Annotated in this window: 16 protein-coding genes; 7 read left to right on the forward strand and 9 right to left on the reverse strand. The window is 69.4% G+C overall.

Annotated features, from left to right (window positions below; all coding sequences use genetic code 11):
• The coding region (locus Q8L83_RS16805) for an aldehyde dehydrogenase family protein (RefSeq protein ID WP_305289010.1) at positions 1-337 on the forward strand (337 nt) is incomplete at its 5' end.
• A gap of 111 nt (positions 338-448) precedes the next feature.
• Complete coding sequence (locus Q8L83_RS16810; protein WP_305289012.1) at positions 449-1,384, forward strand: alpha/beta hydrolase; 936 nt, start codon at positions 449-451, stop codon at positions 1,382-1,384.
• A gap of 11 nt (positions 1,385-1,395) precedes the next feature.
• On the opposite strand, the gene Q8L83_RS16815 is transcribed toward Q8L83_RS16810, so the two are convergent.
• Both Q8L83_RS16815 and Q8L83_RS16820 read right to left on the reverse strand, forming a co-directional pair.
• Positions 1,396-1,803, reverse strand: a complete 408-nt coding sequence (locus tag Q8L83_RS16815; RefSeq protein ID WP_305289014.1) for a globin — start codon at positions 1,801-1,803, stop codon at positions 1,396-1,398.
• 10 nt (positions 1,804-1,813) lie between these two features.
• Positions 1,814-3,082, reverse strand: coding sequence for an adenosylmethionine--8-amino-7-oxononanoate transaminase (locus Q8L83_RS16820; RefSeq protein WP_305289016.1), 1,269 nt, complete (start codon positions 3,080-3,082; stop codon positions 1,814-1,816).
• A 64-nt stretch (positions 3,083-3,146) separates the two neighbouring features.
• Here Q8L83_RS16820 and bioF point away from each other — a divergent pair, with 64 nt between their 5' ends.
• Genes bioF through Q8L83_RS16835 form a run of 3 tightly spaced genes read left to right on the forward strand, consistent with a single transcriptional unit; the run spans position 3,147 to position 6,410 of the window.
• Positions 3,147-4,301 carry an 8-amino-7-oxononanoate synthase gene (gene bioF / locus Q8L83_RS16825; RefSeq protein WP_305289018.1) on the forward strand — a complete coding sequence of 385 codons (1,155 nt, stop codon included), beginning with the start codon at positions 3,147-3,149 and terminating at the stop codon, positions 4,299-4,301.
• Positions 4,301-4,960: a dethiobiotin synthase gene (gene bioD / locus Q8L83_RS16830; protein WP_305289019.1), complete on the forward strand. Its 660-nt coding sequence runs from the start codon at positions 4,301-4,303 to the stop codon at positions 4,958-4,960. The genes bioF and bioD overlap by 1 nt, the downstream gene beginning before the upstream one ends.
• 28 nt (positions 4,961-4,988) lie before the next feature.
• Positions 4,989-6,410, forward strand: coding sequence for a protein adenylyltransferase SelO (locus Q8L83_RS16835; protein ID WP_305289021.1), 1,422 nt, complete (start codon positions 4,989-4,991; stop codon positions 6,408-6,410).
• Here the strand turns inward: Q8L83_RS16835 and Q8L83_RS16840 are convergent.
• The 3 genes from Q8L83_RS16840 to Q8L83_RS16850 are packed head-to-tail and all read right to left on the reverse strand — an operon-like array spanning position 6,407 to position 8,812.
• A complete protein-coding gene (locus tag Q8L83_RS16840; RefSeq protein ID WP_305289023.1) occupies positions 6,407-7,324 on the reverse strand; it encodes a DMT family transporter in 918 nt (305 codons plus the stop codon). The two genes, Q8L83_RS16835 and Q8L83_RS16840, sit on opposite strands and share 4 nt — an antisense overlap.
• The gene (gluQRS, locus tag Q8L83_RS16845) at positions 7,321-8,172 is read right to left on the reverse strand and encodes a tRNA glutamyl-Q(34) synthetase GluQRS (RefSeq protein WP_305289024.1); all 852 of its coding nucleotides are present in this window, start codon (positions 8,170-8,172) and stop codon (positions 7,321-7,323) included. Before gluQRS ends, Q8L83_RS16840 begins: the two co-directional genes overlap by 4 nt.
• A 10-nt stretch (positions 8,173-8,182) precedes the next feature.
• Positions 8,183-8,812 (reverse strand): TetR/AcrR family transcriptional regulator, encoded by a 630-nt coding sequence (locus tag Q8L83_RS16850; RefSeq protein WP_305289026.1) that lies wholly within the window; start codon positions 8,810-8,812, stop codon positions 8,183-8,185.
• 471 nt (positions 8,813-9,283) lie between these two features.
• Here Q8L83_RS16850 and Q8L83_RS16855 point away from each other — a divergent pair, with 471 nt between their 5' ends.
• A complete protein-coding gene (locus Q8L83_RS16855; RefSeq protein ID WP_305289028.1) occupies positions 9,284-9,844 on the forward strand; it encodes an HNH endonuclease in 561 nt (186 codons plus the stop codon).
• A gap of 66 nt (positions 9,845-9,910) precedes the next feature.
• Here the strand turns inward: Q8L83_RS16855 and Q8L83_RS16860 are convergent, their stop codons facing one another.
• From Q8L83_RS16860 to glmS, 3 genes are all read right to left on the reverse strand, one after another.
• A complete protein-coding gene (locus tag Q8L83_RS16860) occupies positions 9,911-10,267 on the reverse strand; it encodes a response regulator (RefSeq protein WP_305289030.1) in 357 nt (118 codons plus the stop codon).
• A gap of 137 nt (positions 10,268-10,404) precedes the next feature.
• Positions 10,405-11,571: an MFS transporter gene (locus Q8L83_RS16865; protein ID WP_305289034.1), complete on the reverse strand. Its 1,167-nt coding sequence runs from the start codon at positions 11,569-11,571 to the stop codon at positions 10,405-10,407.
• Positions 11,572-11,744: 173 nt separating this feature from the next.
• Positions 11,745-13,565 (reverse strand): glutamine--fructose-6-phosphate transaminase (isomerizing), encoded by a 1,821-nt coding sequence (gene glmS, locus Q8L83_RS16870; RefSeq protein WP_305289036.1) that lies wholly within the window; start codon positions 13,563-13,565, stop codon positions 11,745-11,747.
• A gap of 125 nt (positions 13,566-13,690) precedes the next feature.
• Between glmS and glmM the strand changes: the two genes are divergently transcribed.
• Complete coding sequence (gene glmM, locus Q8L83_RS16875; protein WP_305289038.1) at positions 13,691-15,043, forward strand: phosphoglucosamine mutase; 1,353 nt, start codon at positions 13,691-13,693, stop codon at positions 15,041-15,043.
• Positions 15,044-15,337: 294 nt separating this feature from the next.
• Here the strand turns inward: glmM and Q8L83_RS16880 are convergent.
• A partial coding sequence (locus Q8L83_RS16880; protein WP_305289041.1) for a UDP-glucose/GDP-mannose dehydrogenase family protein occupies positions 15,338-16,106 on the reverse strand: 769 nt, incomplete at its 5' end.

Here is a 16,106-nt window from a genome sequence, read left to right on the forward strand (position 1 = left end):
TGTGAAGCCGGAGATGACCATCTCGAAGGAAGAGATCTTCGGTCCCGTCCTGTCGATCCTCGGCTATGAGAGCCTCGACCAGGCCATCGCCATCGGCAACGACACCGAATACGGCCTGGCGGCCTATGTGAACGGCGCCGATCTGGCCAAGGCCCGCGAGGTGGCGTCCAAGCTCCGCGCCGGCCAGGTGTCGATCAATGGCGCCTCGGACATGACCGCCCCCTTCGGCGGCTTCAAGATGAGCGGCAACGGGCGTGAGTGGGGCGACTTCGCCTTCCACGAATTCCTCGAGGTCAAGGCGGTCATGGGCTACGCGCCCAAGGAAGCCGCCGAGTAGGCTTCGGCTCGAAAGACCAGCGGCCCCCGGCGATGTCGGGGGCCGTTTTCGTGATCGCGCCGGCAAGAGCGCGACGACTGCTCAAGACGATCCCCCAGGAGGATGACGCCGATGATGGACCCCCATTTCCAGGCCATGCTGGACGCCCAGGCCAAGGCCGCCGAAGGCCAGGCCGCGCCGCCCCTGGACGCCCTGCCGCCGGACATGGTCCGCGCCGGCTATCGCATGCAGCGCCAGGCCGCCGACCAGAATGCGCCCAAGGATGTCGTGGCCCGCGACCTGAAGGTGGACGGCGCGGCCGGCGAAATCCCGGCTAGGCTTTACATCCCGGTCGGCGCGCCCGCGACCACCGGCGGACTGGTCTATTTCCACGGCGGCGGCTTCGTGATCGGCGACCTGGAGAGCCATGACGGCCATTGCCGTCGGATGGCGGCCCTGGCCGGCGTGCGGGTGCTGTCGGTGGACTATCGCCTGGCTCCGGAAAATCCCTTCCCGGCCAGCCATGACGACGCCCTGGCCGCCACCCGCTGGGCCTTCGACCATGCCGCGGAGATCGGCTTCGATCCGGCCCGCATCGCCGTGGGCGGCGACTCAGCCGGGGGCAATCTGGCGGCCTCAGTGGCCGCCGATCTGAAGGATGACCCCAAACGCCGGCTGGCCTTCCAGCTGCTGCTCTATCCGGGCATCTGGCCGGAGAAGGAGACCGCGTCCCGCCAGGCCCTGGATGGTCCCCTGCTGACCAAGCAGGCCATCGCCTGGTTCGACAAATGCCTGGCGGCCATCGGCCATCCGCAGTCCCACCGCGCCATGCTGGACAAGGTCGACTGCGCGGGCCTGCCGCCGGCCCTGGTGGTGACCGCAGGCTTCGATCCGCTGAAGGACGAGGGCCGCGACCACGCCGAGCGCCTGCGGGCGGCCGGCGTCCAGGTGGAGCACATCGAATATCCCAGCCTGATCCACGACTTCTACATCATGGCCGATGTGTCGCCCGCCGTGGGCGAGGCGGCCAAGGCCACGGCGGCCTCGCTGAAGGCGGCGCTGGCCTGAGGCCCTGAGCTTCAGATTGCCTGGGCGGGTGCGGCGACGATCACCTCGATCTCGCCCGTAATCTCGTCCCAGGCGGCCTGCATGGCCGGCGTCCAGGCCTCGCCCGTGATCTCGGCGAAGGCCTCGGCCATGGCCTTGTAGAAGGCGGGGAAGATCTCGGCCGGTACGCCGATGTCGTCGTGGTTGCGCAGTTCGGCCCGCAGGAAGTTGGCGGCGAAGGCGTTGGGCCCCAGATAGTCCAGCAGGGTCTCGACAGCCTGGCGCAGCATCTGGCCCCGGGCCGCGCCGCGTTTGTCGCCGATGAACAGGGCCTCGGTCTCGGGATAACGGGCGAACAGGCGCCGGTAGACCTGCGGCGCAGGATCCTCGCTGCGTTCGGCGACGAGGTCGAGGCTGTCGAGAATGGCCTGGGTGTCCATGGCCGTCAGCCTATCCCCCGGCGGCGGAGGCGCCCAGTACGGTGACGATCGCGCCGGTCAGCCGCGCCAATTCCTCGTCGGTGGTGACGAAGGGCGGGGTCAGATAGACCACCTTGCCCATGGGCCGGATCCAGCAGCCCAACTCGGCGAACTGTTGGCAGAGACCGCCCGCGTCCACCGCGGCGTCGAACTCCACCACCCCGATGGCGCCCAGGGTGCGGACGTCGACCACGCCCTTGGCCTGGCGACAGGGCTCCAGGCCAGCCCGCAGGGCGGCTTCGATCCGCGCCACATCGGCCTTCCAGCCGCCCGCTTCGAAGAGATCGAGCGAAGCGCCGGCCGCCGCGCAGGCCAGGGGATTGGCCATATAGGTCGGGCCGTGCATCAGGGCCGCGCCGGCGTCATCGGACCAGAAGGCCTCGAAGATCCGGCGGCTGGCCACGGCGGCCGACAGGGGCAGGGTTCCGCCGGTCAGCGCCTTCGACAGGGTGATGATGTCCGGCGTCACGCCCGCGCCCTGGCAGGCGAACAGATCGCCGGTGCGGCCAAAGCCGGTGAAGATCTCATCGAAGATCAGCAGCACGTCGTGCCGGTCGGCGATGGCCCGCAGGCGGCGCAGCACCTCGTCGTCATGGATCAGCATGCCGCCGGCGCCCTGGATGCGGGGCTCGACGATCAGGGCGGCGATCTCATGGCCCTTCTCCGCCAGCAGGGCGTCCAGCGCCGCTTCGCTGTCGGCGTCGCGGGGCAGGGCGACCACATGCTGGCTCGGCATCACGCCGGCAAACAGGCTGTGCATCCCCTCTTCCGGGTCGCAGATGGTCATGGTGGCCAGGGTGTCCCCATGATAGCCGCCGAGGAAGCTGACGAACTTCGAGCGGCCGGAAACGCCGCGATTGATCCAGAACTGGATCGCCATCTTCATGGCGATCTCCACTGAGACCGAGCCGCTCTCGGCGAAGAAGACGTGGTCGAGATCGCCGGGCAGCAGCGCCGCCAGACGCCTGGCCAGGTCATAGGCCGGCGCATGGGCCAGCCCCCCGAACATCACGTGCGGCGCCCGGGCCAACTGGTCGGAAACCGCCTTTGCGATGTGGGGATGATTGTAGCCGTGGCAGGCGGTCCACCAGCTGGCGATGCCGTCCACCAGCTCCCGGCCGTCCTCCAGGATGATGCGCGCGCCATCCGTCCGGGCCACGGCCAGAGGGGCAGGCGCAGTCTTCATCTGGCAGTAGGGCCGCCACACATGGGGGGCGCCGCGTTCGAGCCAGTCGGTCATGGGGGCCTCCTTCGCCAAGCAAGGCGGCTTTAACGCGGGCGCAGCCTCGTGCATACCGCGCGGCGTGACCGACACCCTTTCCGCTTTCGCCGCCGCCAAGCTGGCCGACCTGGACGCCGCCCACCTGCGCCGGCGGCTGACCATGACCCATCGCCTGGACGGCCTGTGGGTGGAGCGGGACGGGCGCCGGCTGCTGTCCTTCTCCTGCAACGACTATCTGAACCTGTCGCACCACCCCGACGTGATCGAGGCCGCCGCCGCGGCCGTGCGCGCCTATGGGGCGGGGGCCGGGGCCTCGCGGCTGGTGACCGGCGACCATCCCCTGCTGGGTCAACTCGAGGCGCGGCTGGCGGCCTTCAAGGGGACGGAGGCGGCCTGCGTCTTCGGCTCGGGCTATCTGGCCAATGCCGGACTGATCCCGACGGTGGTCGGTCCTGGCGATGGGGTGTTCGTGGACGAACTGGCCCACGCCTGCATCTGGGCCGGCGCGCAGCTGTCGGGGGCGAGGATCATTCCCTTCGCCCACAACGACACGGCCGATCTCGCTGCAAAGCTCGAGGCCGAGCGGGCCGGCCTGCGCCATGCCCTGATCGCCACCGACGGGGTCTTTTCCATGGACGGCGACATCGCGCCGCTGGACGCGATCAGCGATCTGGCGGGCCATCACGACGCCTGGCTGCTGGTGGACGACGCCCATGGGCTGGGGGTGGTGGGCGAGGGACATGGAACCGCCGCCCTGTTCCCGCAGGCGAAGATCGACCTCGCCATGGGGACCTTCTCCAAGGCGGTCGGGGGCTATGGCGCCTACGTCGGCGCCAGCGCGCCCGTCGTGGATCTGCTGCGGACCCGCGCGCGGACCTTCGTCTATTCCACGGGCCTGCCCCCGGCCAGCGCCGGGGCGGCGCTCGCGGCCCTGGACATCATCGCCGGCGACGCAGGCCTCACCGCCCGACCGCTGGCCAAGGCGCGGAGGTTCACCACGGCTCTCGGCCTGCCGGACGCTCAGAGTCCGATCGTGCCGGTAGTGCTGGGGGATGCGAGCCGCACGCTCGGCGCCATGCAGGCTTTGGAGGCGCAGGGCTTCCTGGCCGTCGCCATCCGCCCGCCCACCGTGCCGGCCGGGACCGCGAGGCTGCGGCTGGCCTTCACCGCCGCCCACGACGACGCCGACATCGACCGGCTCGCCCAGGCCGTGGGCGCCCTGATGGAGACCGCCTGATGCGCAGCCTGTTCATCGCCGGCGCCCACACCGATGTGGGCAAGACCTATGTGGCCTGCGCCCTGATCGCCGCGGCCCTGGGGCGGGGCATGTCGGTGGAGGCCTTCAAGCCGGTGGTCAGCGGGATCGATCCTGCCGACTGGGGCGAGAGCGACCCTGGCCGCCTGCTGGCGGCCCTGGGTCGTCCTCTGACGCCGGCCAACCTCCAGGCCATGTCGCCCCTGCGCTTTGCCGCCGCCCTGTCGCCGCCCATGGCCGCCCGCCGCGAGGGCCAGAGCCTGCGCCTGGAGACCCTGATCACCCTCTGCGACCAGGCCCGCGCCCAGGTCCATGCGGACCTGATGTTGATTGAGGGCGCCGGCGGGGTCATGTCGCCGATCAGCGACGACGCCACCAATCTCGACCTGATGGCGGCGCTCGGCCTGCCCGTCGTGCTGGTCGGGGGGTCCTATCTGGGGGCGATCAGCCACACGCTGACCGCCGCCGAGGTGCTGCGGGCCCGCGGGCTGAAGCTCGCCGCCGTGGTGATCAGCCAGGACGCGGACCCGGCCGCGCCGGATTTCGCCGAAACCCTCGCCGATGTGAGACGCTTCTCCTCCGGCGCCCGGGTCATCGCTGCGCCCCGGGGGGGCCAGGACTGGGCGTCCGACCTGCTCTGAACTTCAGCCCCGCCGATGGGAGCCGACCATGCCGATCTCGTCCGCCTACCAGCCCGATCTGCAGTTCGACGCCCTGGGGCCGGACTTCGCCGATCCCGTCACGGCCGCCGACTTCCCCCAGACCTTGCTGCGCTATCGCAACGACCGGGCGGCGATGCAGGTGGGGCTGGCGGGGCTGACGGACGAGGAATGGATCGCCCATTTCGGCCGGTTCACGCCCCTGCCGGACAATCTCAAACAGCCCCTGGCCATGCGCTACCACGGCCACCAGTTCCGCACCTACAATCCCGAGCTGGGGGACGGTCGCGGCTTCCTGTTCGCCCAGATGCGCGACGCTGGGAGCGGCCGCCTCCTGGATCTCGGGACCAAGGGCTCGGGCCAGACCCCCTGGTCGCGGTTCGGGGATGGCCGGCTGACCCTGAAGGGCGGCGTGCGCGAGGTGCTGGCCACCGCCATGCTGGAAGCGCAGGGCGTGCCGACGTCACGCTCCTTCTCGCTGATCGAGACCGGCGAGGCCCTCGAGCGCAACGATGAGCCCAGCCCGACCCGCGGCGCGGTGCTGACCCGGCTTTCGCACAGCCATATCCGGTTCGGGACCTTCCAGCGCCACGCCTTCGAAGAGAGCCCGGAGCGGATTTCAGCGCTGATCGACCACGTGATCGCCCTCTACTATCCGGAACTGGAGGGCGCGCAGGATCGCCCCGCAGCCCTGCTGGAGGCGGTGACCGGGCGCATGGCGCGCCTGACCGCGACCTGGATGGCGGCGGGCTTCGTCCATGGGGTGCTCAACACCGACAATATGAACATCACCGGCGAGAGCTTCGACTACGGTCCCTACCGGTTTCTGCCGCGCAACGATCCCAATTTCGTGGCCGCCTATTTCGACCAGAGCGGGCTCTACAGCTTCGGGCGACAGGCCGAGGCGGTGTTCTGGAACCTGCGCCAGCTGGCCGGCTGTTTCAGTCTGGTGGGGGCGGAGGAATCCCTGGTGACGGCGCTCAACCTGTTCGCCGGCGCCTATCGGGTCGAGCTGGCCGGCGCCATGCGGCGACGGCTGGGGGTGCGCAGCCGCGGGGCCGAGGTGGACGCCGCCCTGGCCCAGGCCGCTTTCCAGGCCCTGGCGGGCGGGGGCGAGGCCTTGCGGTGGGAGCCGTTCTTCTTCGACTGGTTCGGCGGGGACGAGGCCCGCGCCTTGGCCGGCGTGCGAGGTGAGCTCTATCGACAGCCGCCCTTCGCCGAGTTTCGTGCGCAACTCGCCCCGTACCAGCCCATCGACGCCGCCGCCCTGCAGCACGACTATTTCTCAGCGCTGGAGCCCCAGGAGCTGATCTATGAGGAGATCGAGGCCATCTGGGCGCGTATTGACCAGGCCGACGACTGGAGTGCTTTCGAGGCCAAGCTGGCGAAGATCGAGACGGCGCGCCAAGCCTATGGCTTGAGCGAGGCCTAGAGCGGCTTGGGCGCATTGGCGGCCGGCGCGCGGGGCGGCCGGGCGCTCCATTGCGCGAGCGCGACGCCCGCCAGGGTGATTGCGCCGCCCAGGGCCTGGACTGGTCCCAGGGCTTCGGAAAACAGGATCCAGCCGGCGATGGCCGCCACCAGCGGCTGGATGAGGACCACGACCGAGGCCGTCGCCGGCGGCAGCCGTCCCAGCGCCCAGGCGATGGCGCCTTGGCCTGCCACGTGCAGAACGCCGAGCCCTGCGCACGCCGCCCAGCCCCCGGCGCTGGCCGGCAGGATCGGCTCGCCCAGCGCCAAGGCGGCGATCAGCAGCAGGGGCGCGCCCGTCAGGCTCGACCAGAACATGATGCGGGTGGCCGCCTCGGTGCGGCGCGCGGCGCTGACGGCCAGGAAGTAGAAGGCGTACCAAAGCGCGGTCAGGGCGGCGGCCGCATTGCCCCAGCCCGGCGAGACCCCTGGCGCGCCGCCCTTGGTCGCCGCCATCAGGCCCGCCCCGCCGATCGCCAGGCCCACGGCGACCAGGAAGAGCATGCGGGGCTTTTGGGCCAGGAAGATCCAGGCGACGGCGGTGACCACCACCGGGGTCAGATTGGTCAGGACGGTGGCGTTGGCCACCGAGGTGAGGGCGATGCCGTAGTGCCAGAAGCCCAGGTCGAGGGCGAACATCAGCCCGGCGATCATGGCCAGCCGGGAGGGGAGGCGACCCAGGCCGCCCTGGCCAGCGCCGCCGCGCTGAGCCAACAGCGCCAGAAGGGGCAGGGCGAAGGCCAGCCGCCAGAAGCCGGCCGCCGCCGAGCCCGTGTCCGACAGCCGCACGAGAATGGGCACGAAGCCGATCACCACGGCGCCGAAGATCAGCACCGCCAGGGCCCGGCCGCCCGAGGCGGTTGGCGCGTCGCTCAAAGGCCCATCTCCTGGCGTAGTCGCTCGGGCGTCATGCCGGCCTCGCGCAGGGCGCGCAGGGTCTCGGCCTGGTCGCGCTTGGCGTAGCGCTTGCCGTCGGGGCCGACCAGCAGGCGGTGATGGCGGTAGACCGGGGTGGGCAGGTCCAGCAGGGCCTGCAACAGGCGCTGGACGTGGGCGGCTTCGAAGAGGTCGCAGCCACGGATGACATGGGTCACCCCCTGCAGGGCGTCATCGCAGACCACGGCCAGATGGTAGGCCACCCCCACATCCTTGCGCGCCAGGACCACGTCGCCGCCCAGTTCGGGCCGCGCCTGGATCAGGCCTGCTTCGCCGTCCGGGCCGGAGCCCTCTTCCTGAAAGGTGAGGCGTTCGAACCCGCCCAGCCGCGCACGGGCGGCGTCCAGCGAGAGACGCCAGGCGAAGGGCTCGCCCCGGGCCAGCCGCTCGGCTTCCTCGGCTGCGGGCAGCGGTGTGCTGCGGAAGGTGTCCATGGCGCCGTGGGGGGCGCTGGCCATGGCTTGGGCCACCTCCTTGCGGGTGCGGAAGCAGCGATAGACGAGGCCCGCCGCGATCAGGCGCGACAGGGCCGCCTCATAGTCGGCCAAGTGCTCGGACTGGCGGCGCACGGGCTGTGGCCAGGACAGGCCGAGCCAGGTCAGATCCTCGAAGATGGCCGCCTCGAACTCGGGGCGCGAGCGGGTGGCGTCGATGTCCTCGATCCGCAGCAGGAAGGTCCCACCCTTCATGCGGGCGGCCTCGTGGGTCAGCAGGGCCGAATAGGCGTGGCCCCGGTGCAGCAGACCGGTGGGGGACGGGGCGAAGCGGGTGATGAAAGGGGCGCTCACCCCAAGGCGTCTAGCGCTCCAGGCCCCTGGCGAACACCCCCACGTGGCTGAGCACGCCGCGCAGGAAGGCGTCCTCCCCGCCCAGCTCGGCCTTCAGGGCGTCGAACTGCTTGAAGCTGGTCATTTCGGCCAGGCCATGGGCGGCGCACCAGCAGGCGATGGTGGCCAGTTCCAGTCCGACCTCGTCAGCCGGGTCGGCGCCCGCCGAGATCAGCACGTTCCTGACCCGGCGATAGGCGCTCTCCTCGTTTTCATGCACGTGGGCCGGCATGTCGGCCTTGTCCCGCGAGCAATCGTACATGACCCGGTAGAGCGCCGGGTGGGCCATGGCGAAGCGGACATAGGCCACGCCAAGCTCGCGCACCCGGTCCGGCGGCGAGGTCTGGGCGTCGCGGGCCGCCTGGAAGGCGAGGTCCAGCTTTTCCCAGCCTTCGTGGGCGACGGCGTCCAGCAGTTCGCTCTTATCCTTGAAGTGGTGATAGGGGGCGGCTGGACTGACGCCCGCCTCCCGCGCCACGGCCCGCAGGGACATCGCGCCGGGGCCGTCGGCCTCCACCAGCCGCACGGCGGCCTCCACCAGGGCGCGGCGCAGATCGCCATGGTGATAGGGGCGCGGATCGGCGGCTTCGGCTTCTTTCATCGCACGCAGTCTAGGTCGCTATCTGATCGCCGTAAAGATCATCTTGACAACGTTCAGATGGCGCCTATCTTAGCGCTGTTCAAATAACAGATGGCCTCGCTCCCCCGGGGCCCAACTCAAAGGTTTGTGTGTCATGTCTCTCGCTTCCCTCTCGGCCGCCGAACGCGTCTTCGACCGCCTCACCCCGGCCCTGTTCGTGGTCCTCAGCCTGACCCTGGCCGCCGCCCTGCTGGGCTTCCTGGCCTAGGGCGTTCTCCTCCCAGTCTGTCGCCTCGAGGGAGCCCGCTTGGCTCCCTCTTTTTTTGCGCGGACGCCGTGGCGAGACGCCATGGAGCCGTCATAGAATCGCGCCTATGATTGATCGATCAGGCGAGATCGCGCCTGATGCTGGATGCAAGAGAGGAGCTTCGTCTTCAGTCTCTGTGCCTTTGACAGCCGGCCCCATGGGCCCCACCGCCGGGAGCGCCGGCGATGCAGGTGATCGCCCATCCCCCTTCAGGTTGGCCGGCCCTGGTGCTGAACGCCGACTATCGGCCCCTGAGCTACTACCCCCTGTCGGTCTGGCCCTGGCAGGAGGTGATCAAGGCGGTGTTCCTTGATCGTGTGGATGTGGTGTCCACCTATGACCACGTCATCCGTTCGCCATCCTTCTCCATGCGCCTGCCCAGCGTCGTCTCGCTGAAGCACTATGTGACGCAGGACCGGCCCCCGGCCTTCACCCGCTTCAACCTCTTCCTGCGCGACGGTTTCGCCTGCCAGTACTGCCGCTCCGGCGAGGACCTGACCTTCGATCACGTTGTGCCCAGGTCGCGGGGCGGCCGAACCAGCTGGGAAAACATCGTCACCGCCTGCGCCCCCTGCAACCTGGCCAAGGGCGGACGCACCCCGGAAGAAGCCAGCATGCGCCCGCTGATGATCCCCCGCCGGCCCCAGGCCTACGAGCTTCAGGAGCGCGGCCGCCGCTTCCCCCCCAACTTCCTGCACCAGAGCTGGCTCGACTACCTCTACTGGGACATCGAACTGGAGGCCTGAGGCGGCGCTCACCGAGCCCCTCCTGCGCCGGGTGGTCACGTCCAGCTGGCTTCGACTGAGCCTTCTTCAGAGGGCCAACACCCCCCGGACGGTCGCCACGAGCGCCTGACGGTCGAAGGGTTTGGTCAGGGCGGCCTGGGCGCCCAGGGCCTGGGCGGTTTCCAGGATCGTGTCGGGGCTGATGGTGCGCCAGCCGCCGGACATGGCGATGATCGGCAGGTCGGGCCAGCGGCCGCGAATCTGACCAATGGTTTCCATTCCGTCTTGATCCGGCATGAAAATATCGACGATCACGGCGGCGACGGGAAGATGCTGCAGGAACTCGATCGCGCGGGCGGCGGTGTCAGACAGAATAGTCTCGAACCCCTCAAGCTCCAGTATTGCGGCAGTGGCTCGTAACAATGTTACGTCATCGTCGACCAAAAGTAACAGCGGTCGATCAGTCATAAAATCGGCTCCAAAGAATCGAGCCGTATCTAGGGGAATTCGCCGGAGAGCGCACACCTTTCTCGCCCCTGGGGCGAGTGATGCGCGCTATGCGACCTTAGGCCGCTTCGCCCTCAACCCGCGTTAGCCGGCGCGCTGGCGCGGTGGGTCAGGCGCCAGAATATGACCGCCCCCAGGGCCACCGCGCCGCCGGCGAAGGTGACCCAAAGCGCGCCGCCCTGGACCAGCAGCGTCCCGCCCAATGCCCCGCCAAAGGCCTGGCCCAGGGAGGCGGATGATCCGTTGAAGGCCAGGGCCAGCGGAGCCGAGGCCGGGGCCCGCTGGATCAGCCGGGTCTGAATGACCGGAAGGATGGAGAACAGGGCGGTGGAGCCGGTCAGGACGGCCAGACCGACGATCGCATAGGCGCCGAAGCCGGGAACGCCGGTGCGGGCCAGTTCGAGGCTGTGCAGGGCCGCGGCGATGGCGAGGCCGAGAAAGCCCAGGGTGACGCTGAGACCGCCGGCGCCGCGGTCGGCGGCGCGGCCGCCCAGGGTCAGGCCCAGGAAGCTGCCCACCCCGACCAGCATCTGGAAGGCGGCGACGCCGGCGCCGGTCACCTCGATCTGCAGCCGCAGGATGGGGGCGATGTAGGTGGTGATGGTCATGTTGGCGGCGAAGGCCAGGAAGGTGGAGATGAACAGGGGCAGGACGCCGGCGCCTCGCAGGCCCTGGCCGACTCCGGGCCCTGGCGGCGTCACCTTGGGGACGAACAGGGCGATGGCGCTCAGCGCCACGGCGCTCAGCCCGGCCGACAGCAGGAAGGTGGCGCGCCAGCCGAAGGCCGCCCCCACCACGCTGCCCATGGGGATCCCCATCAGGAAGGCGACGGTCATGCCGCCCATGACGATGGCCAGGGCCGAACCCCGGCGCTCCGGGGGAACCAGGGCGCTGGCGGCGGCCGAGGCGGCCGGGCCGGCCATGGCCCCCACTGCGCCCAGGATGGCGCGCAAGGCTAGCAGGGCGCCGAACTCCGCCGTCATCAGGCAGGCCAGATTGAGCAGGATGGCCACCGAAAGGGCCAGGACTAGGACCCGCTTGCGCTCAAACCGCCCGACCAGGAAGGCCAGGGGCGGCCCGGCCAGGGCCGAGGTCAGCACATAGACGGTCTGAAGCTGCCCGACCGCGCCCACCGAGACGCCCAGCTCGAGCGCCATCGGCTCCAGCAGGCCGGCGAAGATGAAGGCGCCCGACCCGAAGGCGAAGGTCGACAGCGCCAGGACAAAGACGCGGAGGTTCAAGGACGCTGATCCCGGCCGGCGCCGAAGGCGCGGCGGCGAAGGGGGCTGGAGCGCATCACTCTTCCTCTCGTGAAGCGGTCTTGCGCCGCCTGATCATCGATCAGTAGCGCTGCGCCCCCGGGGGTCAATCTCAGGATTTCTGAGAGCGGCGCCAGAAGCCGGACATCGGCGGGCTATTCGACCGTGACCGACTTGGCCAGGTTGCGCGGCTGGTCCACGTCGGCGCCCTTCTGCACGGCCACATGATAGGCGAGCAACTGGATCGGGGCCGACATGACCAGAGGCGCGATCAGCGGATCGCAGGCCGGGGCGATGATCACCCGGGCGCCGGGGGGCGCGTGGGCCGCGCCCTTTTCATCTGTGATCAACACGATCGGGCCGCCGCGGGCGGCGACCTCGCTCATATTGGACATGGTCTTTTCGAACAGCTCGTCGCTGGGCGCGATGACGATGACCGGGGTCGCCTCGTCGATCAGGGCGATGGGGCCATGCTTCAGCTCGCCGGCGGCATAGCCCTCGGCGTGGATATAGCTGATTTCCTTGAGCTTGAGCGCGCCTTCCAGGGCCAGCGGGAACATGGCGCCGCGGCCGAAATAGAGCACGTCCCGGGCCTTGGCCAGTTCCGGCGCCAGGGCGCGGATCGCCTCTTCGACGCCGATGGATTCGGCGATCAGGCGCGGCGCTTCCAGCAGGTGCTTGGACAGGCGCGCCTCTTCGGCGCCGTCGATCTGGCCGCGGGCGGCGGCGGCTGCGATGGCCAGCGCCGTCAGGGCCGCCACCTGGCTGGTGAAGGCCTTGGTGGAGGCCACCCCGATCTCGGGGCCGGCATGGGTGGGCCATAGCAGATCGGCCTCCCGCGCCATGCTGGACTCCGGCACATTGACCATGGCCGCGGCCTTCAGGCCCTGAGCCTTGCACCAGCGCATGGCCGCCAGGGTGTCGGCGGTCTCGCCGGACTGGGAGACCCCGAGCGCCAGGATGCCGGCGCCCAGCGGCGGCTCGCGATAGCGAAACTCCGAGGCCACCTCGACGTCGGTGGGCAGGCGTGCCAGGCGTTCAAAGGCGTAGCGGGCGATCTGGCCCGCATAGTTGGAGGTGCCGCAGGCGATGATCTGCAGCCGCTCGGCGGTCTTGAAGTCGAAGCCCCCCGGCGCGGTGGCCCGTCCGGTCACCGGATCGATATAGGCCGACAGGGTGTGCTGGGTGGCGTCGGGCTGATCATGGATCTCCTTTTCCATGAAGTGCCGATAGTTGCCGCGCTCGACCAGGGCTGCGGCCCGGGCCACCTGTTTGATGGTCCGCAGCACGGGCTGGCCCGCGGCGTCGAAGATCTGGGCCTGGGCGTGATCGATCCGCACATAGTCGCCCTCTTCCAGATAGGCGATGCGGTTGGTGAAGGGGCCGACCGCCAGGGCGTCGGAGCCCAGATACATCTCGCCGTCCCCATAGCCGACAACCAGCGGGCTGCCGCGGCGGGCGCCCAGGATCATGTCGTCCTCGCCGGCGATCAGCACGGCCAGGGCGAAGGCGCCGCTCAGCCGGTCGAGGGTCGCCTTCAGCGCCTCCAGGGGGGGCAGGCCCGACTGCAACTGAGCATCCAGCAGATGGGCGATGGTTTCGGTGTCGGTCTCGCTCTCGAAGACGCGGCCCTGGGCCTCGAGCTCGCGGCGAAGCTCGGCGAAATTCTCGATGATGCCGTTGTGGACCAGGGTCACCCGCCCGGCCGTGTGGGGGTGGGCGTTGTGCTCGGCCGGCGCGCCGTGGGTAGCCCAGCGGGTGTGGCCGATGCCCACCTGGGCTTTCAGCGGGGCCTCCATCAGCACGTCCTGCAGGGCGCGGATCTTGCCCTTGGCCCGGCGACGCTCGACCACGCCCGGCGCCGTGAAGCCTGCGACGCCGGCCGAATCGTAGCCCCGATACTCCAGGCGCAACAGGCTCTCGACCAGGCGGTCCTGGACGGGGGTCTTGCCGACGATGCCAATGATGCCGCACATGGCGTTAACCTCACTTTTTGTCGGACGCCGCCGACGCGACTAATGTCTGGCCCCGCGCCGCCTTTAGCATTCGCAAACGCGACGTCGATTAAATCTGGGTTTCCGATCGTTTCGTGAGTTCGACCATGACCAAGCGCGCCTATTTTGGAACCGACGGCATCCGGGGGGAGGCCAACCGCCATCCCATGACCGCCGAGGTCGCCCTGCGCGTCGGCATGGCCGCCGGCAAGGTCTTCATGTCGCAGGACCAGCGGCGCCACCTGGTGGTGATCGGCAAGGACACCCGGCTATCGGGCTACATGATCGAGCCCGCCCTCGTGGCGGGCTTCGCCAGCGTGGGCATGGACGTCCGTCTGCTGGGGCCGATCCCGACGCCGGGCGTGGCGATGATGACCCGCTCCATGCGGGCCGATCTGGGGGTGATGATCAGCGCCTCGCACAACACCTATTCGGACAATGGCATCAAGCTGTTCGGCCCCGACGGCTTCAAGCTCTCCGACGCCCGTGAGCTGGAGATCGAGGCCCTGATGGACGAGGGCCTGCAGGAACGCCTGGCGGCGCCCGACGCCCTGGGCCGCGTGGCCCGCGTGGACGACGCCCAGGCCCGCTATGTCGAGATCGCCAAGGCCACCTTCCCCCGCCGTCTGAGCCTGAGCGGCCTGCGCATCGTCATCGATTGCGCCAATGGCGCGGCCTACAAGGTGGCGCCCACGGCCCTGTACGAACTGGGGGCCGAGGTGATGCGCCTGGGCGTGGAGCCCAACGGCTTCAACATCAACAGCGAGTGCGGCTCCACCCATCCCGAGGCCATGGCCAAGATGGTCAAGGAATACCGGGCCGACATCGGCATCGCGCTCGACGGCGACGCCGACCGGCTGGTGATCTGCGACGAGACCGGCCGGGTGGTCGATGGCGACCAGATCATGGCCCTGATCGCCGCCCACTGGGCGCAGCGCGGTCGCCTGACCGGCGGCGGCGTGGTGGCCACCGTCATGTCCAATCTCGGCCTGGAAAGGTTCCTCGGCGCGAAAGGGCTGAAGCTCGAACGCACCGCCGTGGGCGACCGGGCGGTGATGATGCGGATGCGCGAGGGCGGCTTCAACCTGGGGGGCGAACAGTCGGGCCACGTCATCCTGTCGGACTTCTCGACCACGGGGGATGGCCTGCTGGCGGCGCTGCAGGTGCTGGCGGTGCTGAAGGAGGCCGACAAGCCGATGAGCGCGCTGGCCCGCCAGTTCGAGCCGGTGCCGCAACTGCTGGAGAATGTGCGCTTCGGCGGCGGGCGACCGCTGGAGAGCGAAAATGTGAAGGGCGCCATCGCCCAGGCCGAACTGCGGCTGAACGGTTCGGGCCGTCTGCTGGTGCGGGCCTCGGGCACCGAGCCGCTGATCCGGATCATGGCCGAAGGCGACGACGAGAAACTCATCTTCGACATCGTCCACGAGTTGGCCGGGGTGGTGCGTCAGGCCGCCGCCTGAGGCCGGTTTGGCAGGATTTCAGAAACCCTGTTCAAGCCCTGCGCATTATGTCAGTCTCGTAATGTTCACGTCGCTCGACCGACGTGGAGTCAAGACAAGACAGGGAGATACGCATGGCACACCCCCCCGCCCTCGCGGGTCGTCGCCGTATAAGGTCGACAAGAAGCGCCCCGACCTCAATCGCTTGCATGGCGTTCGTAGGCGCCATTTCCGTCGCCTTCTGGGCTGGCGCCGTCTGGATCGTCCAGCAACTGATGATGCTGTTCGCTGGCGTGGTCTGAGGCCCCAGGCGAGCTAAAGACGCCCGACGCTGGTATAGCTGAAGCCCTGCCGACGGACCTCGGCGGGGTTATAGATGTTGCGCAGGTCGACGAGCACCGGAGCGGCCATGTCGGCCTTGAGCCGGTCGAGGTCCAGCGCCCGGAACTGATCCCATTCGGTGATGATCACGACGGCGTCGGCGTTCTTGGCCGCGGCGTAGGGATCTGCGACGAAGTCCACATCCTTGAGCAGATGGCGCGCCTCGCGCTCGCCTTCGGGGTCGAAGGCGCTGATCGTCGCGCCGGCCGCCTGCAGGGCCGGGATAATGTCCAGGCTCGGCGCATCGCGCATGTCGTCGGTATTGGGCTTGAAGGTCAGGCCGAGCACGCCGACCTTCTTGCCGGCCAGGTCCCCGCCCATGGCGGCAATGACCTTCTGGGCCATGGCCTTCTTGCGCTGATCGTTGACCCGCACCGTGGTCTCGATCAGCTGCACCGGCGCGCCGAAGTCGGTGGCGGTGCGCACCAGCGCCAGCGTGTCCTTGGGGAAGCATGAGCCCCCATAGCCGGGACCGGCGTTCAGGAACTTCGACCCGATCCGCCCGTCCAGGCCGATGCCCTTGGCCACCTGCTGCACGTCGGCGCCGACGGCTTCGCAGAGGTCGGCCATCTCGTTGATGAAGGTGATCTTCATGGCCAGGAAGGCGTTGGCCGCATACTTGATCAGCTCGCTGGTCCGCCGGCCGGTGAAGACGATGGGCGTCTCGTTCAGGAACAGCGGCCGGTAGAGCTCGCTCATCACC

Source organism: Phenylobacterium sp., from assembly GCF_030680185.1.
Lineage (GTDB): Bacteria > Pseudomonadota > Alphaproteobacteria > Caulobacterales > Caulobacteraceae > Phenylobacterium.

Excerpts from the sequence above, each read along its gene's own strand:
- Q8L83_RS16810 (WP_305289012.1), top strand. The coding sequence starts at position 449 with ATGATGGACCCCCATTTCCAGGCCATGCTGGACGCCCAGGCCAAGGCC.
- Q8L83_RS16815 (WP_305289014.1), bottom strand. The coding sequence starts at position 1,803 with ATGGACACCCAGGCCATTCTCGACAGCCTCGACCTCGTCGCCGAACGC.
- Q8L83_RS16820 (WP_305289016.1), bottom strand. The coding sequence starts at position 3,082 with ATGACCGACTGGCTCGAACGCGGCGCCCCCCATGTGTGGCGGCCCTAC.
- bioD (WP_305289019.1), top strand. The coding sequence starts at position 4,301 with ATGCGCAGCCTGTTCATCGCCGGCGCCCACACCGATGTGGGCAAGACC.
- Q8L83_RS16835 (WP_305289021.1), top strand. The coding sequence starts at position 4,989 with ATGCCGATCTCGTCCGCCTACCAGCCCGATCTGCAGTTCGACGCCCTG.
- Q8L83_RS16850 (WP_305289026.1), bottom strand. The coding sequence starts at position 8,812 with ATGAAAGAAGCCGAAGCCGCCGATCCGCGCCCCTATCACCATGGCGAT.
- Q8L83_RS16855 (WP_305289028.1), top strand. The coding sequence starts at position 9,284 with ATGCAGGTGATCGCCCATCCCCCTTCAGGTTGGCCGGCCCTGGTGCTG.
- glmS (WP_305289036.1), bottom strand. The coding sequence starts at position 13,565 with ATGTGCGGCATCATTGGCATCGTCGGCAAGACCCCCGTCCAGGACCGC.
- glmM (WP_305289038.1), top strand. The coding sequence starts at position 13,691 with ATGACCAAGCGCGCCTATTTTGGAACCGACGGCATCCGGGGGGAGGCC.